We start from the raw sequence: 26,332 nt of genomic DNA, 5'->3' as shown, positions 1-26,332 counted from the left end.
TCGCTCATTCAAGCCGGAGCAACGTCGGCAGGTTCAGAAGGTGGGAAGGGCAGCCATCCTTCAGAGCGAAGACGCATCCAGGCGACCTCTACATGACGTGGTTGAAATCGAGCACGCTTATAGTCACTCCATGCATGCACGGCTGCGATGACCTTTGATACTTCACCCGCCACGCTTGGCTCATGAGTACAAACCCAATGGACGGTGGCTAACAGCTCCGCGCCATAAGGGGACTCAAGGCCTTTGAATAGCCGTGCAACCCGCTCAAGCCTAGCCAAGGTCTCGGGCAGGGCGTCCAGATAGTTCATGGCCTCCTCGACGCCTCCGGGCTCTGGAACGATCTCCGATGGCCCTGTGCGATCGCCATAGCCCCGGATGAAGTGTCCTTCGAGGCGCTCAAGGACATGATTCAACTGCTCGGCATAGGGTCCGTAGTGATGACGCACGAACTCAAGGCGCAATGGCTCCCCTCCGACTTGGAGAAAATACGCGAGCTTCTGTATTTCCATTCGGGTGAAGGTAGTTCCCGGCTCGCCATACTTCGCCATCAGGCCGAGCAGGCCAGCCCGCCCGGGTGTCATTTTCGGCCGTTCAGTGCTCACACGCATGCTCTTCGCAGGTGGAGAACCCGCAGGAGCAAAGACCTGCACCCGAACCCCTTCCAGGCCGCCGAGTGCGTTCGTGATCAGCGGTTCGACCTCAGACCAGCGCAGCCCCCCATTCCCACAACCCAGGGGAGGGACTGCGATGGACGCAATTTTCCGTTCCTTGATCACCCGGACCAAGTCACGAAGGCCGGACTCAATATCTTCGATCCGAGACTTGGCTCTCCAATGCCGCTTGGTCGGAAAGTTGATGATGTACCGAGGCCCGCCTGCCAGCCCGCCCTGATCGAACACGAACATCGTGCCAGGGCGGACTTCCTCCCGGTCGCACGCCTTCTTGTACGCCTTGAAGTTATCAGGAAACGCCTGCTTGAACTGCAGAGCAATCCCTTTACCCATGACACCCTCGGTGTTCACGGTATTGACGAGCGCCTCCACTTCCGCCCTGAGCAAATCCCCTGTACCCGCCTCGATCATCGCATCCTCGTAAAACGGTACGCACGGCCATGGTACTCAGCCCATGACGGGTTTTCAGTAGTACCAATCCGGTCTGACACTCACCGGTGGTTGATGGGCGGGCTTCAGCTTGGAGTAGAGCGCTCGGATCGCGTCGCGGGTCGCAGGGATGCGCGTCACCAACCCGGCGACGCGCGGCCATGACACGAACCGGTTAACCAAAAACTCCGCCATGCGGCGACGCATTCGGTCGCCATCTTCTTCCGTATTCTTCCAGATGGCATCCCTCATGAGCCGCCAGTCGATACAGGTCGAGAGGGCTGCGTGGTCGCCGTAATGACTTGAGAAGTCATGCGCGGCATTGCCGTCGGTGATGACGAACTCAGGTGGGCTGAAGTCTTCGGCGCAAGCTACGCAGTACACGAGAGGATCTTGATCCGGGTCAACGCCGGGGACGTTTCCCCGCATGATCTTGTAGAGCATCGGAGAGCGGGGCGCGAAGTAGAAGGGAACGTAGTCACCAACAACACCGCCCATACCAACACCGGATTCGATCGCCTTCGCCAATCGCCGCTGCTTGATTTCGGCGTTGCCCGATCGGACTGCGGTCCGCCCGATCCGAATACATTCCGAGTCCGACATCAGCCCTCCGTCCCTGATGATGGCTTCAATGTTCGTGATGTGCGTGAAGTGGTAGATGTCGGTCACGACGCGCTCCTGTGAACAGGTGCAGTCTACCCGCGAGCGAGCACTCACCGCACCCGTTCGATGCGGTGCCGGCGGCCCTTGATGCGGCCCTCGGTCAGCCGCTGGAAGGCGACCTTCACCACGCGCTTGGACACGGCGACGAAGGCGTGATGGTCGTGGATCTCAATCTTGCCCACGTCCTCCGCCTTCAGCCCGCCCGCCTCGCCCGTCAGCGCGCCCAGGATGTCTCCGGGGCGCATCTTGTCCTTGCGCCCCGCGGAGATGGACAGCGTCTCCCAGCCGGAGATGAGCGACACGCCCGGCACGTTCTCCGGCACCAGCGCGTCCACGTCCCCCTTCTCCAGCTTCACGCCCGTCGTCGCCTCGATGTCCTCCACCTTGCGGCTGTCCGAGCGCGTCACCAGCGACAGCGCCAGCCCGCGACGGCCCGCGCGCCCCGTGCGGCCGATGCGATGCACGTACGCTTCCGGCTGCTGCGGCAGCTCGTAGTTCACCACCGCGTCCAGCGCCTCCACGTCGATGCCCCGGCCCGCCACGTCCGTCGCCACCAGCACGCGCGTGCTGTGGTTGCGGAACTTCGCCATCACCCGGTCCCGGTCGAACTGCTCCAGGTCGCCCTGCAACCCGTCCGCGCTCACGCCCGCCTGCACCAGCGCTCGCGTCAGATCCACCACCACCGCCTTGAAGTTGCAGAACACGATGGCGGAGGCCGGCTGGTGCTGGCGCAGGAGCCGCAGCAGCAGGCCCTGCTTCTCCTCCGGTGTGCACGCGTACGCCACCTGCTGGATGTCCGGCGCGGACTCCTCCTGCGCCAGCGACACCCGCACGGGGTCCTTCTGGAACGCGCGGCTCAGCTTCTCGATGTCGTCCGGGAACGTCGCGGAGAAGAGCACCGTCTGCCGCTTCGAGGGCGTCGCCCCGAGCACCCGCTCCATGTCCTCCCGGAAGCCCATGTCCAGCATCCGGTCCGCCTCGTCCAGCACCACCGTGGCCAGGTGCCGCGTGTCCAGCACCTCGCGGTCCAGCAGGTCCATGATGCGGCCGGGCGTCCCCACGCCGATGTGCACGCCCTTCTCCAGCGCCTCCACCTGCGGACGGATGGGCTGCCCTCCCGCGAGCGCCAGCACCTGCACGCCCGGCATCCGCCGCGCCAGCCTGCGGATCTCCCCCGCAACCTGCGCGCACAGCTCGCGCGTGGGGCAGAGCACCAGCGCCTGGAGCCGCCGGTCCTGCGTGAGCTTCACCTTCTGCAGGATGGGCAGCGCGAACGCCGCCGTCTTCCCGCTGCCCGTGCGCGCCTGGCCCACCAGGTCCTTCCCCTGCAACAGCACGGGGATGCTCTGCGCCTGGATGGGGGTGGCGGTCTTGAACTCCAGCTCCTCCAGCACCTGGAGCAGCGGGGGTGACAGCGCGAGCGCGGAGAATTCCATCGGAGCCTCGGGGGACGGAGGCACGGGGCGCCTCGGGAGAACGCGCCCTTGTAGCAGCCTTCCCACGCCGGACAAGCCCGGCGCCCCCTACCCCGCCCAGCCCGCCACCTCGCTCGCCGCCGCCTGGGCCAGCTTCGCCGCGGCCGCCGGGTCCACGCGCGCCGTGACGAGCACGCCAATCACGGCCCCCAGGAGCAGCTCCACCCGGCGCGCCACCGTCTTGCGAGGCAGCACGCCCGCCTTGGCCGCGCCCTCCAGGGCCCGCGTCAGGTGGCCTCGCAGGAGCGCCCGGTAGTCCTCCACCGCCTGCTTCGCCTCCGCGTCATGTGGTCCCAGCTCCGTGGCCGTATTCACCAGCAGGCAGCCCCGCCGCGTCAGCGCTGGCGGCGCGGTGGCCATCGTCGCCGCGAGCGACTCGAAGTACTCCGTCACCTGCGCGAGTCCCGGCGCGTCCTTCGAGAACACGCCCAGCCGGGGGCCGATGACCTCCTGGAGGTACAGCGCGATGGCCCGCGCGAACAGCCCGCGCTTGCTGTCGAACGTCTGGTACAGGCTGGAGCGGTTCAGCCCCGTCGCGGCCTCCAGGTCCGACAGCGACGTCGCCTCGTAGCCGCGCGACCAGAACACCCCCAACGCCGCCCGCACCGCCTCTGTCTCGTCGAACGCCCGCGTCCGCGCCACGTCACCCTCCTTGACAATTCTGAACTGATCGTTTCAATATGAATTCGGAACTGACTGGTTCAGAATACCCAACCCCGGAGGGGGAGTCATCATGTCGCCACTGGCGCAGGTCTTCGCGGTCATCGCCGCGCTCATCCACGTGTTGTTCTTCGTGATGGAGAGCATCGTCTTCTCGCGGCCGAAGGTGTGGAGGCGCTTCGGGCTGAAGTCGCAGGCGGACGCGGACGTGGTGAAGCCGATGGCGCTGAACCAGGGCTTCTACAACCTGTTCCTCGCGGTGGGCGTGCTGGTGGGCGTGGCGCTGGTGCACACGGGCGCGGTGGCGTCGGGCGTGGCGGCGGTGGTGTTCGGCTGCGCGTGCATGCTGCTGGCGGCGGTGGTGCTGGTGTGCAGCAACCGGAAGTTCTTCACGGCCAGCCTGGTCCAGGGCGCGCTGCCCGCGCTGGCCATCTCGCTGGTCGTGTTCTGAGCGGCGTTCCGCTCAGGGCGTGACGGTCTCGAAGACTTCGGCGTCCGGGAGGGTGAGGACGGCCCGGCCCGCTTCGCCCAGCTTCTCGCGAGGGACGTCCCGGAAGCGCTGCACGAAGCTGGCGGACGGACGCAGCGTGAGGGACTGGCCGGTGTCGCGGTTGCGGAAGGTGGTGACGACGTCCTCGGGAGAGGGGGCGGTCACCAGCGACAGGTTGAGCTTGCCCAGGCTGGCACCGGTGGCCGCCGCCGCGCCGTCCGCGACGCAGGTGTATTGGACCTTCGCCGGGCTGTGGTGGATGATCTCCAGCTTGAAGCTGCCCCGGGGCAGGCCCAGTTGCCGGAGCGCGTAATCGCCCATCCGGTAGCCCGCGACCGCCCACGGCCCCGCGCCCCCATGTACCAGCGCCACCCGCTCCAGCGCGGACGGGGTCGCGGCGGGCTTCGCGCCCGCGCAGCCCAGGGTGAAGCCCAGCGTGACGGCGAGCAGGTGGTGGCGGCGCAGGGGCATGGGTGGCTCCGGTGAAAGACAGACGGAGCGTTCTACCCGGAAGCGTCAGGCCATGGCGACACACGATCCCGGCGATGCCTTCGGTTCAGAGCGCGTAGCCGACCATCAGGGACGCGGAGGCCCTGGGTACAAGCGCCGTGCCCGAATCCCGCTTCGCCATGACGCCTCCGGCGGAGGCGCTCAGGAGCATCGACAGGCGGCTTCGCAGGTCCAGCCTCACGCCCCCGGTGACGAGCGCCAGCGGATCCAGCCCGAAGCGTGCTTCTTCGTCCGGGATGCGCGACTGGAAGACGGCCAGTGCCCCGGCCTCCAGCGCGCCGCTGAACGTCCAGGCCCCGTGCTTCCAGTGCGGCCCCGCACCCAGCCTCAGCTCCAGCTCCGTCTGATGGAAGGACACCCTGCTGCCCGTCCCCCGCCGCACGGCGCCCCCCAGGCCTGAGGTGTCCACTCCGGTCAGCAGCCGCCCTTCACGCATCAGGCGTACGTCCAGGCCCGCGATTGACGACAGGCCCCCCACGATTCCCGACGTCAACGATGGCCCTACCGCGACCAGCAGCGCTGACTCCGCCCCACCCTTTCGCGCGAGCCGCATCCTCGCGGCCTGTTCCAGGCGCTCGCCTCCCACCGACACGGTTCCGTCTAGCGGCACCCTCACCGAGCGCTCCAGGTATCCGTCCTCGGCTCGGAGCAGCAGCCGGTACGCGCCGGGCGCCACGGCCAGCGTCGTGGGGCCCTCGCCCTTCTCCAGCTCCGCCACCAGCGCTCCGCTCTCTGACGCCATGACGAGCCAGCGGCCCGGGGCCTTCACGTCGAGCGTCAGCCGGCCTCTCGCGCGCTGGGGCTCGGAGAGGATCAACTCTCCACGGCCACGCAGGTCCATGCGGAACGTGGGACGCTGCATGCCTCCTGGTGAAACGAGCGTGGACTCCAGCGTCCTCGCGTAGGCGTAGCGGTACGCCTCCTCCAGTGTGACGCGGCCATCGCGTGAGGCATCGGCCGCTCCGCGCAGCCCTACGGACAGGTGGTGCGTGAAGAAGGAGCCCTGCAACGCATCCGACTCCTGCGCGTACTCATCCGCGCCAGACGCGCTGATGACGACCCGGCCCTCCAACTCCGAGGCCTCCATCGTGACCGGCGCAGCCACCGGCTTCAGGCCCTTCAAGCGCGTGGCGACACCGGAGCGGCACGAATCCAGGATGAGCAGCCCCACGCCCACCGGCGCGCCCTTGAGGAAGTCCACCAACTCGCGCATCGGCAGCTCGGTGCCGCGCAGGTGCAGGCTGCCGTCGCCCGCGTGCGATGACACGTAGAGCAGGAGCCAATCCCTCGGTGAGGCTTCCACGGCCAGCCTCGCCCGGAAGCGCGTCAGGGCCTCACGCAGCTTCGCGGCATCCGCTCCCAGCACCGTCATCGTTCGCTCCGGCGACACGGTGCCCACTTCCTGGAGCACCTCGCGCATCCGCTGCGCGTCCGTCTCCGCGAAGCGCAGGCGCTCCTCGCTGGCCAGGCCCTGGTTCTCTCCCACGATCAGCGCCCAACGGCGCGGAGCCTCCTCCGCGGCGGCGCCCGGAAGCGGCCCCAGCACCAGGAGCAGCACCGCGAGCAGCCGTGCTCCAAGGCCCCATGCCCAGCCGCGCGGCGTGGCATCCACGGCGGCACCCGGATTCAGTCCCAGCACCGCGAGCAGTCGTCTCCACACGCCCACCCTCCAGCGGCGCGGCGCCTCCTCCGCCACCCTCAGGAGCAGGCTCAGCCTCCCAAGCCCCCAGACGCCCAGGCCCAACACGCGGCTCACGGCATGACCCTCAGCAGCGTGCGCGCCTGGGCCTTTCCAATGAACTCCGGTGTCGCCGCGTCCAGCGGACCCTGCCCCTTCCCGCGCGCCTCCGCGACACGCGACGTGAGCGCCTCGCGCGCCTGCTCCATGTCCAGCGGCGCATCCGAGAAGAACGCGTGCAACGCCACCGACCCTGGCGTCACCTCCAGCGCGGGGGACAACCGGACCTCCGCCCCTGGCTCCACCGTGCCGCTTGTCTGCCCTTCCCTCGGCCAGAGTGGCTCCACCGCGCCCGCTTCATCCACCGCGAGCACCAGCACGTTCCGGTACGGCCCCGTGCCCACCGCCAGCATCACCTGCGCTCCGGGCCTCGCGTCCCGCACCGGCTCGCCCCGGGCGGACAAGAGCCGCAGCGCCACCGCCCCCTTCAGCCGCACGCCCTCCTCCGCGCCTCGCGGCACGTAGACGACCAGCGCGAGCCCCACCGCCAGCGCCGTCACCAGCGGCACGCCCCAGCTCCACCAGGGCCTCGCGGACCGGGCTCGCTTCTCCTCCAGTCTCGCCAGCACCGCCTTCGCTTGGGGCTGTGCCAGGCTCGACGCTCGCGCCTGCCGCATCCGCTCCGCGAGCGTCGCGCAGGCCGTGCACGCGGCCACGTGCCGCTCCGCGCGGCCCGAGGCATCCAGCCCCGACAGCCACTCATCCAACTCCAGGCGCGTCAGGTGCTCAGCCACGCTCCGCCTCCACCGCTTCCGGCAGCCGCCCCAGCTCCGCCGCCTTCTTCCGGATGGAGTCCAGGTCCCGGACGATGGTCTTCCGCGACACGTCCAGCATCCCGGCGATCTCCTCCTGCGTCAGCCCGTCGAAGAAGTGCAGCGTGGCCACCTCCAGCTCGCGCTCGCCCATCCGCCCCACGAGGTGCCGGATGAAGTCCGCGGCCTCCCACTGGGCAGGCGTGAGCGCCGCGGCCTCCGGCGCCTCCAGGAGCGCCGGCTCCCGGAGCTGGCGCGAGCGCAGCGCGTTGAGGCACAGGTTGGTGGTGACGCGGTACACGTACGTCATCGGACGGGCCTCCCGTCGGAACCGCGCTCCGGCCGTCAACATGCGCTCGAAGACCTCCTGGACGATGTCCCAGGCGTCCGCATCGCGTCCCAACAGCGCGAGCGCGCGACGGTGCACCACGGGCGCGAAGCGCTCGTAGAGCTCCCTGAGCTCCTCCGCACCGAGCCCGCTCGCCATCCGATGGGTCCGACCTTCCTTTTCGTCCTTGAGACACCCGGCCCCGGCGGCCTGGGACATCGCATCGCATCCGCGATGGGCTGTGGGATATTAGTCGCCCCCGGCGGCATGTCCCAGGCCCGCCGCACCGGGTGTCCCAACCGCCGTGAAACGACCCGTCCTCGCCACCCTCGTCGCGCTCCTGGGCGCCTGCTTCGACCCGCTCTACGAGGACCCGGACGCACTGGGCGAGGGGTCCTGGGCCGTCTGCTGCGTCCGCAACCAGGTGGACACCTGCCTCTGCGAGGCCCCCCACGGCTGTGACGTCGCCTTCCAGGCATGCGCGGCCGGCACCTGCACGCCGTCGCTCCGGGAGAGCTGCGAGAGCATCCACGGCACCCAGGACGCCGGCGCGGGCTCCGACGCAGGCAGCCCCACCGACGCGGGCACCACCACCGACGGAGGCGCCAGCACCGAAGACGGCGGCAGCCCCACCGACGCGGGCACTCCCACCGACGGCGGCACGGACGCGGGCATCCCGCCGGTGAACTACGAGCCGTGCTGCGACCCGCTCACCCACCGTGTCACCACCTGCCGCTGCGAGCCCACGGGCTGCTCCGGCGCGGCCTTCTCCCCCTGCGCGTCCGGCCGCTGCGCACCCAACGGGGAGTCATGCGGATAAGGTCTCCGGCGGGATGAAGGGCACCTTCCATTCGCTGCGCGGCTACAACTACCGGACGTGGGCGGCCGGGGCGCTCGTGTCCAACGTGGGCACGTGGATGCAGCGCACCGCCCAGGACTGGCTCGTCCTCACCCAGCTCACCCACAACAACGCCACCGCCGTGGGCGTGGTCATGGCGCTCCAGTTCGCGCCGCCGCTCCTGTTCCTCCCCCTGACGGGCTTCGCCGCGGACCACCTGGACCGGCGCAAGCTCCTGTTCGCCACGCAGGCGGCGCTCGGCGCCCTGGCGCTGGGCCTGGGGCTGCTCACGCTCTCCGGGCACATCCGGCTGTGGCACGTGGACGTGTTCGCGTTCCTCCTGGGGTGCGTCACCGCGTTCGACGCCCCCGCGCGCCAGACGTTCGTGTCGGAGCTCGTGGGCGAGGAGGACCTCGCCAACGCCGTGGCCCTCAACTCCACCTCGTTCCACGCCGCGCGCATGCTGGGCCCCGCCATCGCGGGGTTGCTCATCTCCGCCGTGGGCTCCGGGTGGATGTTCGTCCTCAACGCGGCCTCGTTCGGCGCCGTGCTCCTCTCGCTGAGCCTGCTCCGCGGGCACGAACTGCACGTGACGGACCGCGCGCCGCGCACGCGCGGGAGCCTGCTGGAGGGCTTCCGCTACGTCTGGAAGCGGCCCGACCTGGTGGCGGTGCTGACCATGTTCTTCCTCATCGGCACCTTCGGCCTCAACTTCCCCATCTTCATCTCCACCATGTCCGTGCGCGTCTTCGGAAAGGGCGCCAGCGGCTACGGGCTGCTCACGTCCGTGATGGCCCTCGGCTCGGTGACGGGCGCGCTGCTCTCCGCCCGGCGAGCCCACCCGCGCATCGGCCTCTTGGTGACGGGGGCCGCGGTCTTCGGAGCGGGGCTCACGCTCGCGGCGCTGATGCCCGTGTATGCCCTCTTCGGCGTGACGCTCGTCATCATCGGCGTGTCCGCGCAGACCTTCACCACCACCGCGAACAGCCTGGTGCAGTTGTCCACCGACCCGGCGATGCGCGGGCGCGTGCTCGCCATCCTCCTGGCCATCGCGCTGGGCGGCACGCCGCTGGGGGCCCCCATCGTCGGGTGGGTCGCGGACACGTTCGGTCCCCGCCAGGCGCTGGGCGTGGGCGCCGCGGCGGGCTTCGTCGCGGCGCTCATCGGCCTGCGCTACCGCGCGAAGGCGGCGGCTACTTCTTCTCCAGGATGACCGCGTAGAACTCGATGCCCACGCCCTGCCGGTCCTCCTCGGTGATGGCGTCGTCCGGCAGCCCCAGGAACCGGCTCACGGGCTGCACGCCCCCGGGGCCCGGCGTCCACGGCTTGCAGAGCTCCAGGTACTCCGGCAGGGAGAACAGCTCGAAGTGCTCCCCCATCTTCTGGAACATGCCCACGAACTGCTCCCACTGGGGCGTCGTCTTCGCGGGGTCCTTCGTCTCGAACGTGGTGAAGAGCCGGGAGCCCGGCGCGGCCCAGTCGTAGAGGTCGCGGAAGAACTTCCGGTTCTCCTCCGCCTGGAGGAACACGGTGATGCCGTTGGCGCCCAGGGCCACCTTGCGCTCGCCGCCCAGGAAGTCGCGCACGTCCGGGCGCTCCAGGAAGGCCTTCGCCTGGCGGATGTCGCACTCCAGGTAGCGCACGCGCGGGTCGTCCCCCAGGAGCACGCGCGCCTGCGCCATCGTCAGCGGGTTGATGTCCGAATAGAGCACCTTCACGTCCGGCGGCAGCACGCCGTGCACGTGGTCGTTGGTGGGCAGGCCGGACGCGAAGTCCACCCAGTGCGTGAAGCCCTCCGTGGACAGCCGCTTCGCCGCGGCCTGGAGGCACCCGCGCAGCATCCGCACCCACTTCCGCGTGGAGGGCAGCAGCGAGAACATGTACTCCGCCGCCTGCCGGTCCGCCTCGAAGTTGTGGGTGCCGCCCAGCGTGTAGTCGTAGATGCGTGCCGCGTCGGGAACCTGGGGATTCACGCCCGGCACGCGGGCCAGCTCGTTCACATCCATGGTCGTCGCTCCATCGGTTCGGGCCCCCCACCCGCGGCGTGCGACTGCCTCTGTCGACGGGTGAGCCTGCTGCCCGGGCATTGTGCCGGTCCGCTCGCGCGGATGCACACTCCCTACGGAGCGACGCCCGCGACCTGGCGCAGCAATTCCAGCGGCCCCAGCGCGGCGACCGCGTCGAACTGCTCGGGCGTGCGCACCAGCAGCGACCCGGCGAAGCCCAGCGCGTTGACGTTGACGCCCAGGGCCTCCGCGCGGCTCCGGGGCACCAGCAGCATCCAGTCCCGGGTGACGAGCAGGTTGTACGGCGCCGTCTCCGCCAGGCCCAGCGCGTCCCGCAGCAGCCGGTACGCCGCCAGCATCCGCGCGCCCTGCCCCGGCGCGCCCCACGGCCCCAGGCCCGCCAGCAGGTGCGCGAACGGCAGCGAGTCTGCGGCGACCACGCGGCCCGGCCCCGGCAGTGGAGGCAACAGCGCCTCCACCGGCGCGCGCAGGCGGTCCGGCCCCAGCGGCGGCACCAGTTGCAGGTGCTTGTGGCGCTGGCTGGCGCCGGCCGTCTCCCCCGCGTTGTAGAAGGCCAGCCCGTCCAGCCCCTCCAGGCACGTGGCGAGCGCGTCGAAGTCCGCGAGCGTCAGGAGCGCGTCCTGCGGCTCGAAGGCCCGCGTCACCAGGAGCAGGTGGTGCTCCACGACGTTGAACTTGTTGAGCAGGCACACGTGCGCGGGCGCCACGGCCCCCAGCACCAGGTCCGGCTCCGGGTCCGCGAACGGGTTGAACGGCTCCGTGCCCGTCACGGGCGGACGCTTGCGCTCCTTGAGCGCCACCCGCCCCAGCACGCGCACCTGGAACGCCGTGCCCGCGACCGGCACCGTGCGCGCCTCCGTGGCGATGGGCTGGAGCGCTCCGGTCTCCAGCGCGTGGCGGGTGACGTCCAGCGTGCGGGGCCACAGGGCGGCGGGCGTCAGCGGTGCGGCGTTCACGGGCGGGCTCCTGGCGCGGGGCCTCCCAGTCTGTGCCCTCCGCCGCCCCGAGCGTCAACCCGCCTCCGGAAGGGGGGCGCTCCGGATGTCCGCCTCAGCGCGGAGGGCGGAAGACGTACTGGTACACCTGCGGCTCGCTGCCGGGCGGGTACTGGGCGTCCATGAAGGCCACGCGCGCGCTGTGGGTGATGAGCACGTCCTGGAGGCTGTCGTAGAGCACCTCCACGTTCGTGGCCTTCCCGGTGGGGTCCAGGTCCACGCGCACCTTCAGGTTGCCTTTGAGGTCCGGCTTCTCCATCAGGTGCTCCAGGTACAGCGCCACCAGCCCCAGCGACACCCGGTCGTAGATCTGCTCCACCGTGCCCTTCGCGGGCGAGGCGGGCAGGTGCAGCTTCCGGCTCAACTGGGCGGCCTCCTCCGCCGCCTCGGGCACCGGCCGCTCCGGAGCGGCGAGCGCTGCACGGTACGCGGGCACGGCCTCGAAGTAGCGCTCCTGCTTGAGGAGCAGCCGCGCCCGCCGCACCTGGATGTCCGCGCGCTCCGGGGCCACCGCCACCGCTTGCTCCAACCGCGCCTCGGTGCCGGCCGCGTCCTGCTTCGCCTCCGCCAGCGTCGCCAGCCGCAGGAGCGGTTCGGGGTCCCTGGGCGTCGCCGCGGCCAGGCGCACCAGGGCCTTCGCCTCGTCGTCCGGCCGGTCGAGCTCCACGTTGAGCTTCACCCACGAGGCGAGCACCGCGGCGTCCGCGCCCCCGAGCGTCGCGTAGCGCTCCAGCATCTTCGCCGCCTGCGCCTTGTCGCCCGCGGCGAGCCACGCCTCCGCCTGACGCCGGTGCGCCTCGCGGTCATGCGGCTGGAGCGCGACGAGCAGCGCCCCGGCCTCCGCGCCCGCCTTCGCGTCCCCGGCCTCGCGCGCCAGCCGCGACAGCACCTGGAGCGCCTCCGGCTGCTCGGGCCAGTCCTTCACCGAGCGCACCAGCAGCGCGCGCGCCTCCGCCGCGCCCCCCGGACGGCCCGCCAGCAGCAGCGCCAGGTCCGTGCGGAAGCGCGGGATGTCCAGCTTCGCCAGCGCCTCGCGCAGCCGGGCCTCCGCCTCCGCGGGCCGGCCCTCCGCCTGGAGCCGCAGGCCGTCCACCCAGAGCGCGGGCGCGAAGCCGGGCACCGCCTTGCGCGCTGTCTCCAGCGGCGCGGCCGCGTCCTTCAACATGCCCCAGCGCACGTAGACGAGCCCCATCCCCACGTGCGGCCACGGGTTCTCCGGGTACACCACCGCCAGCGCCTTGAACTCGCTGAAGCTCTCGTCCGAGGGCAGCGCGAGGAAGGCCCGGTACACCCGGGGCATGGGGTCCTTGGGCGCCTTCGCCTGCAACGCGTCCAGCTCCGTGCGCAGCGTGCTGGGGCTGCCCTGGACGCGCGCCGTGTCCACCCGCTGGAGCATCGCCATGCCGTCCGCGGCGGGCGCGGGCACCGGGCGGGCGCCCAGCGCCGGGAGCGCGCACAGCACGGACAGGAGCAGGCACGTCAGGACACGGGACGTCATCAGGGCCAGGGGGAAGCCGGGGGGCGCCCGGACGCTACCAGATGGGCGCGCCCCGCGAAGGCTGGGAGTGTTTACGCGCCTTGCGTGAATTGCGGAGCTACACGCGATGTTTCACGGGCGCCGGGGCGGGTGGAATGGCCCTGGAGGCCGAGCTCGCTTTCGGGCGTTGGACGCCACCCGGGCGGTAGGTCTTGACCAGGACACGCGGTGGCGTGCGGAATGGCACCCATGGCCACCGCCGAGAAACTCGTATTCCCGACCATCGTCGAAGGACTCTTCGTCCGGGGACTTTCCGGGAAGGTGCCCTTCGCCCTCAAGGAGCAGTTGCGCAAGGAGGGGTTGGACCTGGACCGGCCCCTGCAGCCCGCGTACTCGCTGGACACGTGGACGCGCTGCGTGGCGCTGACGGCGAAGACGCTGCACCCGGAGCAGCCGGACGCGGTGGCGTGGCGGATGCTCGGCGAGCGGATGATCGACGGCTACCGCGACACGATGGTGGGCCGGGCGCTGTTGGGCGTGCTGCGGCTCATCGGGCCCAAGCGGATGCTGCTGCGCACGCAGCACAGCTTCCGCACCGGCAACAACTACACCGAGGTGCGCATCACGGAGCGCGGCGAGCGCGAGGCGGACCTGTGGCTCAACGAGCCCGGCCTGCTGCGCTACTTCAAGCAGGGCGTGATGCTGGCCACGGTGCGCGCCGCCAGCGGCCCGGCCACGCAGGTGGACGTGGTCCAGTTCGACGACGACAGCGTCACGTACCGCGTGTCCTGGGGCGCCCCGGGCTCCTGAGTCACCGGCGTCCCCCTGCTCGCGGATCCGCGACCCCGGGGCCCCTTGCCCGCACCGGGCCCCTTCTGCCAGCGTGAGGGCCTGCGCGCGGCGTCCGGGCCGTGAACGGCCGCGCGAAGAGGGGGATTCATCCAAATGCCGTCGAGCAAGCGCGCCAACCTGCCGCGCTGGAACGGTCAACAGCAGGGGTTCTTCGAAATCTGGTTCCTGGTGGTGCTCGACCCGGGCGGAGACCGCGCCTGGTGGTTGCGCTACACCCTGTTCACGCCCGCGCCGGGCAGCGGCGGTGAGCCTCGCGCCACGCTGTGGGCGGCGGCGTTCGACTGCGCGTCCCAGGACCGGCCCGCGGTGGCGCTCAAGGCCATCCATCCGGCCTCCGCGTTCACCGCGCTGCCGGACGGCGGCGTGCGCATCGCGGACTCGGAGCTGAGGCCCGGCCACGTCCACGGTCAGGTGAAGAGCGGCGGGCACGCCATCGCGTGGGACCTGCGCTTCCAGGGCGGACACCCGGAGCCGGTGCGCCGCGAGCCGCGAGGCACCGCGCTGCTGCCCCTGCCCACGCACGTGGCCCACGTGCACGACGACGTCCTCTTCGAGGGCACGGTGACGGTGGACGGCGAGCGCATCGACGTGAAGGGCGCGCCCGGCCTGCAGAAGCACCTGTGGGGCCACCGGCGGCTGGAGGAGCTGACGTGGCTGTACTGCCCGCGCTTCGCCGAGGACCCGGACGCGCGGCTGGAGATCATGGCGGTGCGCGCGCGGCGCAAGCGGGGCCACCCCCAGCTCTCGCCCATCTACCTGCGCACGCGAGACGCCGAGCACACGTTCCACGAGATGCCCCACGTGCTGCTGTCGCGCGTGACGTCGCCCGCGTCCGGGGAGCTGTCCTTCCGCGCCGCGTCCGCCACCGTGGCCCTGGAGGGCCGCGCGTGGTGCGACCCGCGCACGCTGGTGGGCTACGCGTACCGCGACCCCCAGGGCTGGGACGTGCTGGTGGCCCAGAGCGACGTGGCCCGCTGTGAAGTCCAGCTCTTCTCCCGGCCCCACCCCTTCGCGGCGTGGAAGCCCACCGCGAAGCTGACCTCCGCCGTGGGCGCGCTGGAGTTCCATGCCCCGGAGCCGATGCCGGGCGTGCGCTACATCCCCTGGGACGGCACCGCGCTCGAAGCGGAGCCAGCGCCCGGCGGCGAGACCGCGCGGGGGACGGGCTGACGCCGGGCCGCCCGCCTCCGCCTTCCGGGGGGGAGGGGCTGGTGGGACGGGGCCCGGGGCATCGCCCGGGTCCCGGGGGAAGAGGCTGCCTCCGGCTGTGGATGGGGACGGCCGTGGCCACCCTCTGGGGTGACGGCCCGCCGCTCCCCCGAGACCCATGCACCGACTGTGGAGACACCTCCAGTCGCTCCTCCGGGTGGAGCCCGGAAGACCGGCCCTGTGGGCGGGCATCCGGGCCGCCGTCGCCACCGCCCTGCCCCTGTGCCTGTCCTTCCTGCTCACCGTGCCCGAGGCCGGCTGGGCGGGCCTGACGGGGCTGCTCGTCACGCTCGCGGACAAGGGGGGCTCCTACCACGTGCGAGCACGCGTGATGGGCGTGGTGACGGTGCTGGGGGCGCTGGTCGGCCTGCTCGCCGCGCCCGCGGGCCACACGTACCAGGTGGACGCCACGCTGCTCTTCCTGGGGGTCACGGCGGCGAACTTCGCGCGCTGCTACGGCGAGACCGCGGGCTCCGTGGGAGGGCAGCTCGCCGTCATCTTCGTCGTGTCGCTGGGCGCGCCCACCTCCTCGCCGCGAGAGGCGCTGCTGCGAGGCGCGGCGCTGCTGCTGGGGGGCCTGTGGGCGATGACGCTCTCCCTGCTGCTGTGGCCGCTCAGGCCCTACCGCCCCGCGCGCAGGGCGGTGGCGCGGGTGTACGCGGGGCTCGCGCTCGCGGCGGAGGAGCTGGGGAGGGCCACGCGGGACGGCGCCTCGCCCGAGGAATGGGCGGCGGGGCTGAAGCGCCACGCGAGGCTGCGCCCGGACGTCGAACATGCGCGGGACGTGCTCGCGGCCACGCGGCGCGGGAGGCCGGACGAGTCCGAGCGCGGCGAGCACCTGCTGGTGCTGGTGGAGCTGGTGGAGCCCATGGTGGCGCTGCTCAGCGCGCTGGCGGAGGCGATGCAGGTGGTGGGGCGCGACCCGCACATGCACGCCACGCGCGAGCGCGTCGTCAAGCTGTGCGAGGCCTTTGGCGCGATGGACCAATGGGTGTCGCGGGCGCTGCGGCAGGAGCGCAACGAGGGCATGCGAGAGCCGCCCCGGCTGGCGCTGAGGCCCCGGCGCCGGCAGCCCGCGCGGATGGCCGCGCCACCGGTGCGTCAGGGCGCGGAGGGGCCGCTGTCCACGCACGTCGCCACGCTGCTGGACCGGCTGCGAGAGCACGCGGGCGTGGCGCACGAGACGGCGTCGGGCCTGCTCTTCGGAGACCCGGTGTCGGCGCGAGGCAGGGGCCGGGTGGGCGGCCCCAGGCAGGCGCCGGGCTTCTCGCTCTGGCAGCCGGTGCGCGACCACCTGCACCCGGACTCGGTGGTGCTGCGGCACGCGCTGCGCACGGGCATGGTGGCCACGGCGGCGCTGGGGCTGACGCGGGCCTTGCAGGTGGGCGACGCGCACTGGGTGAGCCTGGTGGTCATCTCCATCCTCCAGCCCTACGCGGGCAGCACGGAGGAGCGCGTGCTCCAGCGCACGCTGGGGACGCTGATGGGCGCGAGCCTGGCGGCGCTCATCGCGACCCTGGTGCACACGCCGCCCATGATGGTGGCCGTCATCAGCGCGCTGACGGCCATCTCCGTGGCGCTGCTGCCGCTGAACTTCGGCGCGTTCCAGGTCCTGCTCACGCCGGACTACCTCTTGATGGCCACGCTCAGCTCCGGGGACTGGACGGTGGCGTCGCAGCGCTCGCTGGGCGTGCTCATCGCGGGGGCGCTGGCGCTGGTGGGCGCCTGGACGCTGTGGCCCAGCCCGGAGCGCCGCCGCTTCCCGGACGCGGCGGCCTCCGCCCTGCGCGCGGACGGGAAGTACCTGCAACAACTGGCCACGCACCGCAGCGGCACGGAGCCCGCGGTGAACGAGGAGCGCCGCCGCCTGGACCAGGCGCTGCTGGAGGCGGAGTCGTCCTTCCAGCGGTTGATGACGGAGTACCGGGGCCCGCCCGGCCACCTGGAGCCGGGCATGGCGCTGCTCACCTACGCGCGCAGGTTCGCGCTGGCGGTGACGGCGCTGGGCACGGGGCGCTTCGAGGGAAGGACGACGTCCGTCCTGCCGCAGCAACTGGCGCAGCGGGCCAGCGACAGCCTGGAGCTGCTCGCCCGCGCGTTGCAGGAGCGGCGCGAGCCCCCGCCCCTGCCGGCCCTGGCGCTGCCGCGCACGAGCGATGACCCGGTGCTGGGCGCGCTCCTGGAGCGCGTGCCCCGGCAACTGGGCATCCTGCACGGCGCGGTGGCGCGGATCAGCGAGGATCCGTCGCTGCGCTGACGGCCTTGGGCGCGGCGCAGGCGGACTGGTAGTCCTGGAGCTTCCGCTGGAAACGCTCCCGTTCCTGCGCGGGCCATTCCCCGGGCAGCAGCTCCACGGCCTTCAGCGCCGCGAGGTTCTGCTCGATTTTGAGCGGAGATCGCGGCGCGACCTCGTCCCCCAGCGCAAGGTCCCAGAGCCCCGTCGAAGGGAGGCCCCCTTCGATTGGACGTCCTCCATCGCGGACAGCAGATGGCCATGACTCGCGGGCAGGGTCGGGACGCCCCTGTGCCGGACGAATGAGGCCTCCATGCGCAAACCGTGATGACGCGAGGGTGCGTCATCTGGGAAGAGACATCATCCGGAACGCACCTGGAGCCGTCGCCTTGAAAGACATCCCAAACAACTCGACCCCAGGATGGCCCAGGCTCGCGGCGTGGGCGTCGTGGGTCCTGCTGCTCGTCGCCGCATCGGCCTGCGCGACCCGTGCTCCCTCCCGGCGGGATACCTCCTGGGCGTCGCACTTCACCGAAGCGGCCGAGCGCATCGAGGCGCGGGCCCGCGTGGTGGGCCTGACCCGGCTGCACGACGTGCGCGCGGAGCAGGCGGAGCTGCGTGCCTGGATGGAGGCGCTGTCGAAGGAGATGGCGCTGGGCGGCCCCGAGGCGCAGGGGCCCGGGCACTACGCGCTCGGGTGCGGGGCGCGCGCGCTGGGCCGGGACGCGGAGGCACGGACGCACCTGGAGGCCGCCTGGAACGCGGGCTTCCGCGAGCCTCACGTGGCGTGGGCCCGGGCCCTGGCCCTGAGCGAGCACTACCGCGTGCTGCGGCTGGCTGCGATTGCCACGCCGGACGCGGATGAGCGCAAGGTGCGGGAAGAGGACGCCGATCGCCAGTACCGGGAGCCGGTGCTCACGCTGCTGCGACAGGCGGCGGGGGCGGAGGTTCCGTCGGCGGACTTCGGCGCGGCGCTCATCGCGTTGCACGAGGGCCGCCTGGACGCGGCGCTCGCGCTCCTGGAGTCCGTGGGCACCCGGCACCCGTGGTTCGTGGAAGCGCGGCTGCTGCGCGCGGACGTGTTCCTGCTGCGCTCCGCCCAACGCTGGCACAAGGACGACAAGGTCCATGCCCGCGAGGACCTGATGGCCGGACGCCAGACGCTCCAGGAGGCCGCGTCCACCGCGGAGAGCTTCGCCCCGGCCCACCTGGCGCGGGCGCGCTTCGAGACCGCCGCGATGAACCTCACCCGTCCCGACTTCTCCGGCACCGTGCTGCTCTTGACCGGTGGAGACCCCGGCCCGGCGAAGTGGGGGGTCGAGGCACTGGACCTGGCGGCCCGGGTGGATCCCGGCAACGCCGGGTTCGCCTGCGAGAAGGCGCGCTTCCTCAACACGGTGGCGGAGCGCCCGGACCGCGACGAGCCCTTCCCAGGAGCCCTGCTCCAGCATGCCATCCAGGCCGCGAAACACGTCCTGGAGCTGGAGCCGGCGAGCACGTGTGGCCGCGCGGAGTGGAGCCGGGCGTTGGTGCAGGAGGCAGAGGAGGCCCTGAGGAAGAACACCGCTGGGGGCAAGCAGCTCAAGGAGGCCCTGGAGTTGCTGGAGACCACGCCGCCTCCCGCACGGGATTTCGCGTACCACCTCCTGCGAGCCCGGCTCCTGCGTGCCTGGATGGACACCCTCCTCCTGGTGGGGAGGATCAACGACGCATCTCCTGGCTGGGAGCGCAGGGAGCAGGCCATCGAAGCCTACCGGAGCGCGCTGGCGCTCGAGGCGCGCATCCCCACGTACTGGGTCCGGCTGGGGGAACTGCTCCTGGCCCGGGGGATGGATCCGGCGACGAAGGACGCCCTCGCGGACCTGGCGCAGGCGGAAGCGGCCTGGGAGAAGTCCGTCAGGGTCAACACGCGAGCCCCCGAGGTGTGGCTCCTGGAGGCGCGCATCCGCGTGGCGCAGGCCCAGCGGCACCGGGCCCGGGGGCAAGAGGCCGGACCGAACCTGGAGAAGGCCGTGGCCTACCTCGACTCCGAGTACTTCCGGCAGAAACGCAATCCCTCCCTGCAACATGAGCTGGGACGGCTCCTGCTGGAACAGGCGAAGGAGGCCTGGGAGCACGGAGGCGATCCCAGCGCGCTGCTCGACAAGGCGGAGGCGGTCCAGGCCCAGGCGACGGCGCTGGCGCCCTACCTGAACCTGGGAAGGTTCGGGCAGGCGGAGGTCATCGTGACGCGAGCGGAGTACGCCTGGCGCCGGGGAGCGGATCCCACCGGGGAGGCGGCCCGGGCGGAAGCGCTCTACCTCCAGACACGTCCCTCCTTCCAGGCGCAGAAAGATGAGCGATTCGTGGGCCTCGGGAAGACGGTCCACCTCCAGGCGCGCCACCTGCTGGAGCAGGGCCGTGATCCGGAGCCCCTCCTCATGCGCCCGCACGGCGAGAACGACGGGATATCGTGGCTCGGCCGTGACCGCGTCGTGCATCATCGGGCCATCGGCGAGTCCTTGGGTCTACGGGCCCGCCATTCGGCACGCACGAATCCGCGGAAGGCGGAGGAGCAGTTCAGCGGCGCGGAGCAGAACTACGCGGAGGCCCTCAAGCTGGAGCCCTCGAATCAGGAGATCCGGTTGGAGGAGGGCCACCTGTTCCGGGAGTGGGCAGTCGCGCGCAAGGCGGCGAAGCAGGATCCAGGGCCCCTCCTGTCGAAGGGACTCGCGCTGGCGGACGCGTTGCTCGAGGAGCGTCCGAACTGGCCCGACGCCCTCTTGCTGCGCGCGGCGCTCCTGCGCACGAAGGACCCGGGCTCGGTCCAGGCCCGCGCGGACCGGGACGCCGCGCTGAAGGCCAATGCCAACCTCGCGCCCGGGTGGCTGCGTCTGTTCCCGGAGGACCCGCCACTCAAGCCGTGAGCGCGAGGCTGGAATGGCTCCGGGGCAAAACCCGTGTCGTCGTCAAACTGCATCCCCTGGAATGAAACCTGTTCCGGAACACCTGGAGCCGTCCGCTTGAAAGACTCCCAGAACGACGCGACCTCGGGCTGGTCCAGGCGCGCGGTGTTGGCCTCACAGGTCCTGCTGCTCGTCGCGGCCTCGGCCTGCGCGTCGACCCACCGCTCCCAGCAAGACACCGCCTGGGCCTCGCACTTCACCTTCGAGGCCGAGCGCATCGAGGCGCGGGCCCGCGCGGTGGACCTGACCCGGGTGCACGACGCGCGCGCGGAGCAGGCGGAGCTGCGCGGCTGGATGATGAAGCTGTCCAAGGAGATGGCCCTCGGAGGTGCCGGGGCCCAGGGGCCCGGACACGCCGCGCTCGGGCGGGGGGCACTGGCCCTGGGCGACCTGGACGCGGCCATCAAGCACCTGGAGACCGCGTGGAGCGCGGGCTTCCGTGAGCCCTCCGTGGCGTGGGTCCGGGCCCTGGCGCTCAGCCAGCGCTACCGCGAGCAGCGCATCACGGCGTTGACGGTGCTGGATCCGGATGAGCGGCGGGTGCGCGAGCAGGACACGGAACGTCAGTACCGAGAGCCGGTGCTCGCCCTGCTTCGTCAGGCCCGGGAGAAGGAGGCTCCGTCGGCGAACCTCCTCGCGGCGCTCGTCGCCTTTCATGAGGGCAGGCTGGACGCGGCGGCGGCCCTGCTGGAGCCCCTGGCCGCCTCGCATCCCTGGTTCGTCGAGGCGCCGCTGCTGCGCGCGGACGTGCTGCTGCTCCGCGCCGCCCAGTTGTGGGAGGAAGGCCAGGAGGGCGCGGCCCGGGCGCGACTGGAGCACGGCCGCAAGTCCCTGGATGCCGCCAGGAGCACGGCGGAGAGCCGGATGCAGGCCCACCTGGCGCAGGTCCGGTTCGAATCCGCCGTCATCGCCTTCATCCCTACGGATCCGCCCGGCACCATGCCCTCCTACGACCGCGAGGAGCGGGTGCCCGGCATCATGTCCTTCAGCGGCCCCGAGGGCCTGGGGCCCGCGGGCCGTGCCTTCAGCGCACTGGACGCGGCGTCCCGGATCAACCCCGCCGCCTCCGGCCCTGCCTGTGAGCGGCTGCGACTGCTGAATGCCCTGGTGGAGCATCCCCTGCTCCAGGAGGCCTTCAGCGGCTACCTGACCCAGCACCCGCAGGAAATCGCGGACGTGATGCTGGCCCGGGACTCCACGAACCGCTGCGTCGGTATGGAACGGATCCGGACCCTGGTGTTCCAGCAGGAGAAGGCGAGGCAGGCCCGTTCCGGCTCATTGGAGCCCGCGGAGGAGGACCTGTTGAAGGCCGTTCCCCCGGCCGAACGGGACCTCGCGTTCCACCTGCTGCACGCCCGGCTCCTGGAGCACTGGGCGGCGGTCGAAAACGGATGGGGAGGCCCCCGGGTCGGGGACCGGCACGGCGCGCACCGGGACCAGGCGCTCGACGTCTGGCGGACCGTCCTCGCGCGCGAACCCCGTGTCTCCACGTACTGGCTCCGGTTCGGGGAGCTCCTCGTGGAGCGGGGCATGGACCCGTTGACGGTGGACGGGGCAGCGGACCTGGACCTGGCGGAGCAGGCCTGGACCAAGGCGCGTTCCCTCGAAACGAAGGCGCATGGGGTGTGGCTCTTGGGAGCCCATGTCCAGATGGCGAAGGCGCTGCGCCACCGCGCCCGGGGCGAGGACGCCGGTAGCGCATGGAAGACCGCCGAGGCCCGCCTTCGCGACGGCCTCACCGCGCATCCGCGTGAATCGTCCCTGCATCACGTTCTGGGCCAGGTCTTCCTGGAGCAGGCGAAGGAGCGATGGGCGCGCGGAGGCGATCCCACCCGGTTGCTCGATGCCGCGGAGGCGGCACAGGCAGAAGCCACGACGCTGGACTCCGGGCATGGCCCGGGGAAGCGGGCGCAGGCGGACATCCATGCGCTCCGAGCGGAGTACGCCTTGTGGCGAGGGGAGGATCCTTCCAGCCACGTGGACAGGGCCGAGGCCTTCTATCTCCAAGCCATGCCCGAGGGCCCCACGAACGCGGAGGCCATCATGGGCCTCATGCGGGCGCTTCAACTCCAGGCGCGCTTCCTGCTGGAGCAGGGGCGGGATCCGCAGCCCACCTTCGACCGCGCGGCGAAGTCCATCGACCTGCTCGCCCGGCTTGCCTTGTTCAGGCGCCCCCAATACCTGCGAATCGCGGGCGAGGACTCTCTCTTGATGGCCCGGTGGACGGCCCGGACGGATCCACATGAGGCGCAGAAGCACTTCGACGCCGCGGAGGCGAACCTCACCAAGGCCCTGGAGCACGCGCCCCGGAGTCAGGAGGTCCGTCTGGCCCTGGGCGAGTTGAACCGGTACCGGGCCGTGGCGAGGAAGGCCGCCGGACAGGACGCGGAGTCCTTGCTGGCAAAGGGCCTCACGCTGGTGGACGCGTTGCTCAAGGAGCGCCCGAACTGGCCGGAGGCCCTGCTGCTGCGCGCGGCGCTCCTGCGCACGAAGGACCCGGGCTCGGCCCAGGCCCGCGCGGACCGGGACGCCGCGCTGAAGGCCAATGCCAACCTCGCGCCTGGATGGCTGCGTCAGTTCCCGGAGGACCAGCCCAAGGCGCCTTGAGCGCGGGAGTTCAGGGAGCCGCTGGCGCGGAAGGCGTGCAGGCGGCCTGGTAGTCCTGGAGCCTGGCCTGGAAACGCATCTTCTCGGGCGCGGGCCACTCCGCGGGCATCAGCTCCACGGCCTTGCGCTGCTCCGCCAGCGCCTCGGTGCACTGCTTCAGCCCGAAGTGCGCGGCGGCGGCGGTCTCCAGCACGTAGGGGTTGGGGTGCTCGCCCAGCGAGGAGCGGCGGATGACGGGACGCAGCGCCATCAGCGCGGCGGCGTGCTGGCCCGCCTGGATGCGCTGCCAGGCCATCTCCGTGGCGGTCCACCAGAATCCAGGCGACAGCGCGTAGGCCCGCTCCAGCGCGCCGGGATAATCCAGATCCGCCGGTGCATGGACGGCGAGCTGCGCGGCCAGGTTGGTCCAGGCCGACGGACTCCGGGGAGACCAGGCCACCCGCAGCCGGGCCCACTGCAGCTTCTGCTCCGTGGACAACTCCAGTGCGCGGCTGCTGCCGTACTGGAGGTTGAAGTTGACGGAGTACGGACTGCTCATCGGATGTCCCGCCAGCATCCACGGCGTGTACCGGTGCACGGAGAGCTGCGCGATGAGGCGCGCCGCATATTGGTTCGGCCCATCCTCGATGACCTGACAGGCATGCAGGCGCCCATCCACCTCCAGCCGGCAATCGAGGACGATCACCGCGAACTGGGCACCGCGGCGCCTCACACCGCCCTCCAGGGGGTGCACCACCTCGCCCGCCACCTTGACCGGCCCCCGCACCTCCTCCTTCAAGAACACGCAGGCCTTCTCGTAGTCGGCATCGCACGCGGCCCGCAGGTCCTCCAATGCGCGGCGAAGCACGTCGTCGGAGGGATTCCCTTTCAGGACCTGGAGGACCTCTTCGAAGACACGAGGAGCCTGATCCGGCTCCAGCTCCAGGGAAGCACCCTCCAAGGAAGACGCCTTGGGGGTGAAGTACCCGAGGTTCGTGGCCTGGGCGACACGGCGTTCATAAGAGCTGGGGTCGTCCAGGTAGGCATGCATGGCCAATGACAAATGACCATGACTCGCCGTGGGTGGGGGAAGACCGGAATGGCCACAACCCGTTGAAAGGCAAAGCAGGAAAAGGACCAGCAGACGCCAGGACATGGCGGCGCACTGTAGCGCAATGCCTCAGGGAGTCGCGGGAGCCGCCACGGACGTCGTGGCCGCGACCAGGTTCCCCGTGCCGTCCCTGGCCAGCCCATACAGCTTGATGGCGCCTGTCACGACGGGCAGGCGCACCCGCCACGCACCAGGAGTGCTCCCCTTCCGGGACTCCAGCACCGTCACGCGGTCGCGCTCCGCCCGGGTTGGCGCGCCCCGGAAGTTGTAGGCGAAGGAGACCTCCAGCGGCGTGGAGGACGTGACGTCGAAGGCCACGGTCGCCCAGCCTTTCTCCAGGCCCAGGACCTCCAGGCGCACCGGAACAGGCAACGCGGGCGCCGGCTTCACGCCCGTGTATGCCTCTCGCACCGCGTGCCACGCCGGCCGTCTGGACGTACCGGACAGCATCCCCAGCCACAGGCCTCCGTGGTCCAGCGCCGCGCTGTAGTTGAAGACGAACAATCCCAGACACCGCCCTGCCTGGACATGCGGCGCCAGCGCGTTGCGCCAGCCGTCCACGATGACGTCGTACTTCTCCCCATCACCCGGCTCCTGGGGCACACCGCGAGCGTCCTTCGGGACCTCCCATTCGCCCTGGGCACCGAACTCGGTGATGAACCAGGGCTTGCGCCCACCGGCCTGCTTCACCGCGTCCGCCAGCGCGTGGATGCCCCGGCCGTAGACATTCAGGCCATACGCATCCAGCGAGGGGACGTACTTCTCCCAGAGCGGGATGCCCAGCGTCCATGCATCCACGGACAGCACCGGGTGCCCGGTGTCCGCCCTCTTCACGGCGCGGACGACCTTCTCCAGGAAGCGCGCGTAGGCGACCTTCGACGGCTCATCCGGCGAGTTGAGGATGACCTCGTTGCCCACGCCCCAGGCGAGCACCGCCGGGTGGTCCTTGAAGCGGCGCACCTGCGCGACCGTGGCCTGGAGTTGCGCCTCACGACCCTTGGCGTCGCGCACGTAGTCAAAGGCGTCGTCATTCTCCATACCCGGACGGCCCGGCCGCAGCCAAAGCCCGACGAGCACGCGCAGGCCATGCTTCTGCGCGGCATCGAGCAGCGCGGCCGTCTCATCCCCGGTGCCCCAGGTGCGCAGCGTGTTGACGCCCAGGGCCTTGAGCTGCTCGCAATCCCTGTCGAAGTTCGCGGGCCCGCCCGTGCCACTGAAGGTAACGCCCTTCGCCACATAGGGCTGTCCATCCACCTCCAACTTCCAGCCCTCCCCTGCCTTCACGATGGCGGTGCGAGCCTCCACGTCCCACGTGGGCAGGAGGAGCGCGATCAACAGCAGCACACCAGCGGCGACGGGGCGGGCAGTAGCCATGACAGGGAGTCTAGAAGTGATCTCAGAATTGCCTCAAGAGGATGAGGATGCAGCCGAGATGGAGGAAGCCGAGGAAGTTCTCCAGCCTCACCTCGTAGCGAGTCACGAGGCGACGGAAGTTCTGGAGCCAGGCGAAGAGTCGCTCCACCTTCCAACGCGGTCGGTACCGGCGGAGCTCACGCCCGTCCTGCGTCTTCGTCTTGCGCCCGCGGCGGTGCGGGGCAATCAGCTTCACTCCGCGCTCGCGCCACAGTCGCTCGTCGAGCTTGTCGGCGTCGTAGGCCTTGTCTCCGATGAGCCTCTCGGGAAGCTCGTCGAGGAGGCTTTCGTCGAGGGTGGCCTCGAGGAGTTTGGTTTCAGGGGGAGAAGCGCTTGCCGCGCCAATGGCGAGAGGAAGACCAGCGCCGTCTGCATCTGCCATGACCTTCGCCCCCTTGCCCCGCTTCGTCTTCCCGACGCAGGGGCCCCCCTTTTTCGCCGAGGCGAAGAACGCATCGACGAAGCCTTCCTCCAGGTCAAAGCCTCCGCGATCCTTGAGGTCCAGGGCCAAGGCACGCAGGACCGCCCGGAAGGTGCCGTCCTTCCCCCATCCCTGAAGCCAGCGGTGGACCGTCTTGTAGGGCGGGTACTTCCCCCTCGGCAGTTCGCTCCACTGCGCACCGGTCCGCAGAATCCACAGGATGCCGTCCCACAGCGCCCGCGAGGGCGTAGGCGTTCGCCCGGGCCGGTCCTCCCGCTTCAACCTCCGCGCGGGGAGGAGCGGCTCAATCAGGCTCCACTGTTCATTCGTCAGGTCCACCCGTCAGCTTCGAACATGGCCATCCCCACCATGTCGATCAGCGGCCCGGCCTGCGCCCTCAAGCCTGCCCGCTCAATTCTGAGATCGGCTCTAGTACCACCTGATCAGATTCGTGAGGGGCCGCGCGGCAGGTTCGAGTCGTCGACGAGCCTGCGGCAGAGGGGGCAGAC

The 26,332-nt window shown here is 71.0% G+C and carries 22 protein-coding genes; 8 read left to right on the top strand and 14 right to left on the bottom strand.

Features of this window, described 5'->3' with window-relative positions:
- Nucleotides 1–8: 8 nt before the first annotated feature.
- The 4 genes from K8556_RS26525 to K8556_RS26510 all read right to left on the bottom strand — a co-directional run bounded on the left by K8556_RS26525 (nucleotide 9) and on the right by K8556_RS26510 (nucleotide 3,880).
- Entirely contained in the window at nucleotides 9–1,082 is a 1,074-nt protein-coding gene (locus K8556_RS26525; RefSeq protein WP_223742890.1) for a macro domain-containing protein, read from the bottom strand.
- A gap of 54 nt (nucleotides 1,083–1,136) precedes the next feature.
- Nucleotides 1,137–1,769 carry a DUF4433 domain-containing protein gene (locus K8556_RS26520; protein ID WP_223742889.1) on the bottom strand — a complete coding sequence of 211 codons (633 nt, stop codon included), beginning with the start codon at nucleotides 1,767–1,769 and terminating at the stop codon, nucleotides 1,137–1,139.
- 44 nt (nucleotides 1,770–1,813) lie between these two features.
- Entirely contained in the window at nucleotides 1,814–3,199 is a 1,386-nt protein-coding gene (gene dbpA / locus K8556_RS26515) for an ATP-dependent RNA helicase DbpA (protein ID WP_223742888.1), read from the bottom strand.
- Nucleotides 3,200–3,286: 87 nt separating this feature from the next.
- Nucleotides 3,287–3,880, bottom strand: coding sequence for a TetR/AcrR family transcriptional regulator (locus K8556_RS26510; RefSeq protein WP_223742887.1), 594 nt, complete (start codon nucleotides 3,878–3,880; stop codon nucleotides 3,287–3,289).
- 91 nt (nucleotides 3,881–3,971) lie between these two features.
- On the opposite strand from K8556_RS26510, the gene K8556_RS26505 reads away from it, so the two are divergent.
- Nucleotides 3,972–4,349, top strand: coding sequence for a DUF1304 domain-containing protein (locus K8556_RS26505; protein ID WP_223742886.1), 378 nt, complete (start codon nucleotides 3,972–3,974; stop codon nucleotides 4,347–4,349).
- A gap of 12 nt (nucleotides 4,350–4,361) precedes the next feature.
- Here K8556_RS26505 and K8556_RS26500 read toward each other — a convergent pair whose 3' ends face one another.
- The 4 genes from K8556_RS26500 to K8556_RS26485 all read right to left on the bottom strand — a co-directional run bounded on the left by K8556_RS26500 (nucleotide 4,362) and on the right by K8556_RS26485 (nucleotide 7,875).
- Nucleotides 4,362–4,859 carry an FmdE family protein gene (locus K8556_RS26500; protein WP_223742885.1) on the bottom strand — a complete coding sequence of 166 codons (498 nt, stop codon included), beginning with the start codon at nucleotides 4,857–4,859 and terminating at the stop codon, nucleotides 4,362–4,364.
- A gap of 85 nt (nucleotides 4,860–4,944) precedes the next feature.
- Nucleotides 4,945–6,654, bottom strand: a complete 1,710-nt coding sequence (locus tag K8556_RS26495; RefSeq protein WP_223742884.1) for a caspase family protein — start codon at nucleotides 6,652–6,654, stop codon at nucleotides 4,945–4,947.
- Nucleotides 6,651–7,370 (bottom strand): hypothetical protein, encoded by a 720-nt coding sequence (locus K8556_RS26490; RefSeq protein WP_223742883.1) that lies wholly within the window; start codon nucleotides 7,368–7,370, stop codon nucleotides 6,651–6,653. The genes K8556_RS26495 and K8556_RS26490 overlap by 4 nt, the downstream gene beginning before the upstream one ends.
- The gene (locus tag K8556_RS26485) at nucleotides 7,363–7,875 is read right to left on the bottom strand and encodes a sigma-70 family RNA polymerase sigma factor (protein WP_223742882.1); all 513 of its coding nucleotides are present in this window, start codon (nucleotides 7,873–7,875) and stop codon (nucleotides 7,363–7,365) included. Before K8556_RS26485 ends, K8556_RS26490 begins: the two co-directional genes overlap by 8 nt.
- Nucleotides 7,876–8,020: 145 nt before the next feature.
- On the opposite strand from K8556_RS26485, the gene K8556_RS26480 reads away from it, so the two are divergent.
- Both K8556_RS26480 and K8556_RS26475 read left to right on the top strand, forming a co-directional pair.
- Entirely contained in the window at nucleotides 8,021–8,536 is a 516-nt protein-coding gene (locus K8556_RS26480; RefSeq protein WP_223742881.1) for a hypothetical protein, read from the top strand.
- Between the two features lie 13 nt (nucleotides 8,537–8,549).
- Complete coding sequence (locus tag K8556_RS26475; RefSeq protein ID WP_223742880.1) at nucleotides 8,550–9,767, top strand: MFS transporter; 1,218 nt, start codon at nucleotides 8,550–8,552, stop codon at nucleotides 9,765–9,767.
- Here the strand turns inward: K8556_RS26475 and K8556_RS26470 are convergent.
- The 3 genes from K8556_RS26470 to K8556_RS26460 form a co-directional block, all read right to left on the bottom strand.
- A complete protein-coding gene (locus K8556_RS26470; RefSeq protein WP_223742879.1) occupies nucleotides 9,748–10,560 on the bottom strand; it encodes an SAM-dependent methyltransferase in 813 nt (270 codons plus the stop codon). The two genes, K8556_RS26475 and K8556_RS26470, sit on opposite strands and share 20 nt — an antisense overlap.
- 113 nt (nucleotides 10,561–10,673) lie before the next feature.
- On the bottom strand, nucleotides 10,674–11,537 hold the full coding sequence (locus K8556_RS26465; RefSeq protein WP_223742878.1) for an ATP adenylyltransferase: 864 nt from the start codon (nucleotides 11,535–11,537) through the stop codon (nucleotides 10,674–10,676).
- 94 nt (nucleotides 11,538–11,631) lie between these two features.
- A complete protein-coding gene (locus K8556_RS26460; RefSeq protein ID WP_223742877.1) occupies nucleotides 11,632–13,074 on the bottom strand; it encodes a hypothetical protein in 1,443 nt (480 codons plus the stop codon).
- 228 nt (nucleotides 13,075–13,302) lie between these two features.
- On the opposite strand from K8556_RS26460, the gene K8556_RS26455 reads away from it, so the two are divergent.
- From K8556_RS26455 to K8556_RS26430, 5 genes are all read left to right on the top strand, one after another.
- Complete coding sequence (locus K8556_RS26455; protein WP_223742876.1) at nucleotides 13,303–13,863, top strand: DUF2378 family protein; 561 nt, start codon at nucleotides 13,303–13,305, stop codon at nucleotides 13,861–13,863.
- A gap of 135 nt (nucleotides 13,864–13,998) precedes the next feature.
- Nucleotides 13,999–15,075 carry a hypothetical protein gene (locus K8556_RS26450; RefSeq protein WP_223742875.1) on the top strand — a complete coding sequence of 359 codons (1,077 nt, stop codon included), beginning with the start codon at nucleotides 13,999–14,001 and terminating at the stop codon, nucleotides 15,073–15,075.
- A 157-nt stretch (nucleotides 15,076–15,232) separates the two neighbouring features.
- Nucleotides 15,233–17,371, top strand: coding sequence for an FUSC family protein (locus K8556_RS39535; RefSeq protein WP_304504003.1), 2,139 nt, complete (start codon nucleotides 15,233–15,235; stop codon nucleotides 17,369–17,371).
- A 365-nt stretch (nucleotides 17,372–17,736) separates the two neighbouring features.
- Nucleotides 17,737–20,253, top strand: coding sequence for a hypothetical protein (locus K8556_RS26435; protein ID WP_223742874.1), 2,517 nt, complete (start codon nucleotides 17,737–17,739; stop codon nucleotides 20,251–20,253).
- 96 nt (nucleotides 20,254–20,349) lie between these two features.
- Nucleotides 20,350–22,899 carry a hypothetical protein gene (locus K8556_RS26430; protein WP_223742873.1) on the top strand — a complete coding sequence of 850 codons (2,550 nt, stop codon included), beginning with the start codon at nucleotides 20,350–20,352 and terminating at the stop codon, nucleotides 22,897–22,899.
- A gap of 10 nt (nucleotides 22,900–22,909) precedes the next feature.
- On the opposite strand, the gene K8556_RS26425 is transcribed toward K8556_RS26430, so the two are convergent.
- The 3 genes from K8556_RS26425 to K8556_RS26415 all read right to left on the bottom strand — a co-directional run bounded on the left by K8556_RS26425 (nucleotide 22,910) and on the right by K8556_RS26415 (nucleotide 26,162).
- On the bottom strand, nucleotides 22,910–23,929 hold the full coding sequence (locus K8556_RS26425) for a hypothetical protein (protein WP_223742872.1): 1,020 nt from the start codon (nucleotides 23,927–23,929) through the stop codon (nucleotides 22,910–22,912).
- 129 nt (nucleotides 23,930–24,058) lie between these two features.
- Nucleotides 24,059–25,363 (bottom strand): glycoside hydrolase family 2 TIM barrel-domain containing protein, encoded by a 1,305-nt coding sequence (locus K8556_RS26420; RefSeq protein WP_223742871.1) that lies wholly within the window; start codon nucleotides 25,361–25,363, stop codon nucleotides 24,059–24,061.
- Nucleotides 25,364–25,385: 22 nt separating this feature from the next.
- Nucleotides 25,386–26,162 (bottom strand): IS5 family transposase, encoded by a 777-nt coding sequence (locus K8556_RS26415; protein ID WP_223742870.1) that lies wholly within the window; start codon nucleotides 26,160–26,162, stop codon nucleotides 25,386–25,388.
- Nucleotides 26,163–26,332 lie beyond the last annotated feature (170 nt).

It is taken from the genome of Corallococcus sp. AS-1-12, from assembly GCF_020036995.1.
In the GTDB taxonomy this organism is placed as follows: Bacteria; Myxococcota; Myxococcia; order Myxococcales; family Myxococcaceae; genus Corallococcus.
This window is presented reverse-complemented; position numbering and strand designations above follow the sequence as displayed.

Excerpts from the sequence above, each read along its gene's own strand:
- K8556_RS26460 (WP_223742877.1), bottom strand. The coding sequence starts at position 13,074 with ATGACGTCCCGTGTCCTGACGTGCCTGCTCCTGTCCGTGCTGTGCGCG.
- K8556_RS26450 (WP_223742875.1), top strand. The coding sequence starts at position 13,999 with ATGCCGTCGAGCAAGCGCGCCAACCTGCCGCGCTGGAACGGTCAACAG.
- K8556_RS26455 (WP_223742876.1), top strand. The coding sequence starts at position 13,303 with ATGGCCACCGCCGAGAAACTCGTATTCCCGACCATCGTCGAAGGACTC.
- K8556_RS26485 (WP_223742882.1), bottom strand. The coding sequence starts at position 7,875 with ATGGCGAGCGGGCTCGGTGCGGAGGAGCTCAGGGAGCTCTACGAGCGC.
- K8556_RS26505 (WP_223742886.1), top strand. The coding sequence starts at position 3,972 with ATGTCGCCACTGGCGCAGGTCTTCGCGGTCATCGCCGCGCTCATCCAC.
- K8556_RS26470 (WP_223742879.1), bottom strand. The coding sequence starts at position 10,560 with ATGGATGTGAACGAGCTGGCCCGCGTGCCGGGCGTGAATCCCCAGGTT.
- K8556_RS26425 (WP_223742872.1), bottom strand. The coding sequence starts at position 23,929 with ATGCATGCCTACCTGGACGACCCCAGCTCTTATGAACGCCGTGTCGCC.
- K8556_RS39535 (WP_304504003.1), top strand. The coding sequence starts at position 15,233 with ATGCACCGACTGTGGAGACACCTCCAGTCGCTCCTCCGGGTGGAGCCC.
- K8556_RS26475 (WP_223742880.1), top strand. The coding sequence starts at position 8,550 with ATGAAGGGCACCTTCCATTCGCTGCGCGGCTACAACTACCGGACGTGG.
- K8556_RS26500 (WP_223742885.1), bottom strand. The coding sequence starts at position 4,859 with ATGCCCCTGCGCCGCCACCACCTGCTCGCCGTCACGCTGGGCTTCACC.
- dbpA (WP_223742888.1), bottom strand. The coding sequence starts at position 3,199 with ATGGAATTCTCCGCGCTCGCGCTGTCACCCCCGCTGCTCCAGGTGCTG.
- K8556_RS26420 (WP_223742871.1), bottom strand. The coding sequence starts at position 25,363 with ATGGCTACTGCCCGCCCCGTCGCCGCTGGTGTGCTGCTGTTGATCGCG.
- K8556_RS26525 (WP_223742890.1), bottom strand. The coding sequence starts at position 1,082 with ATGATCGAGGCGGGTACAGGGGATTTGCTCAGGGCGGAAGTGGAGGCG.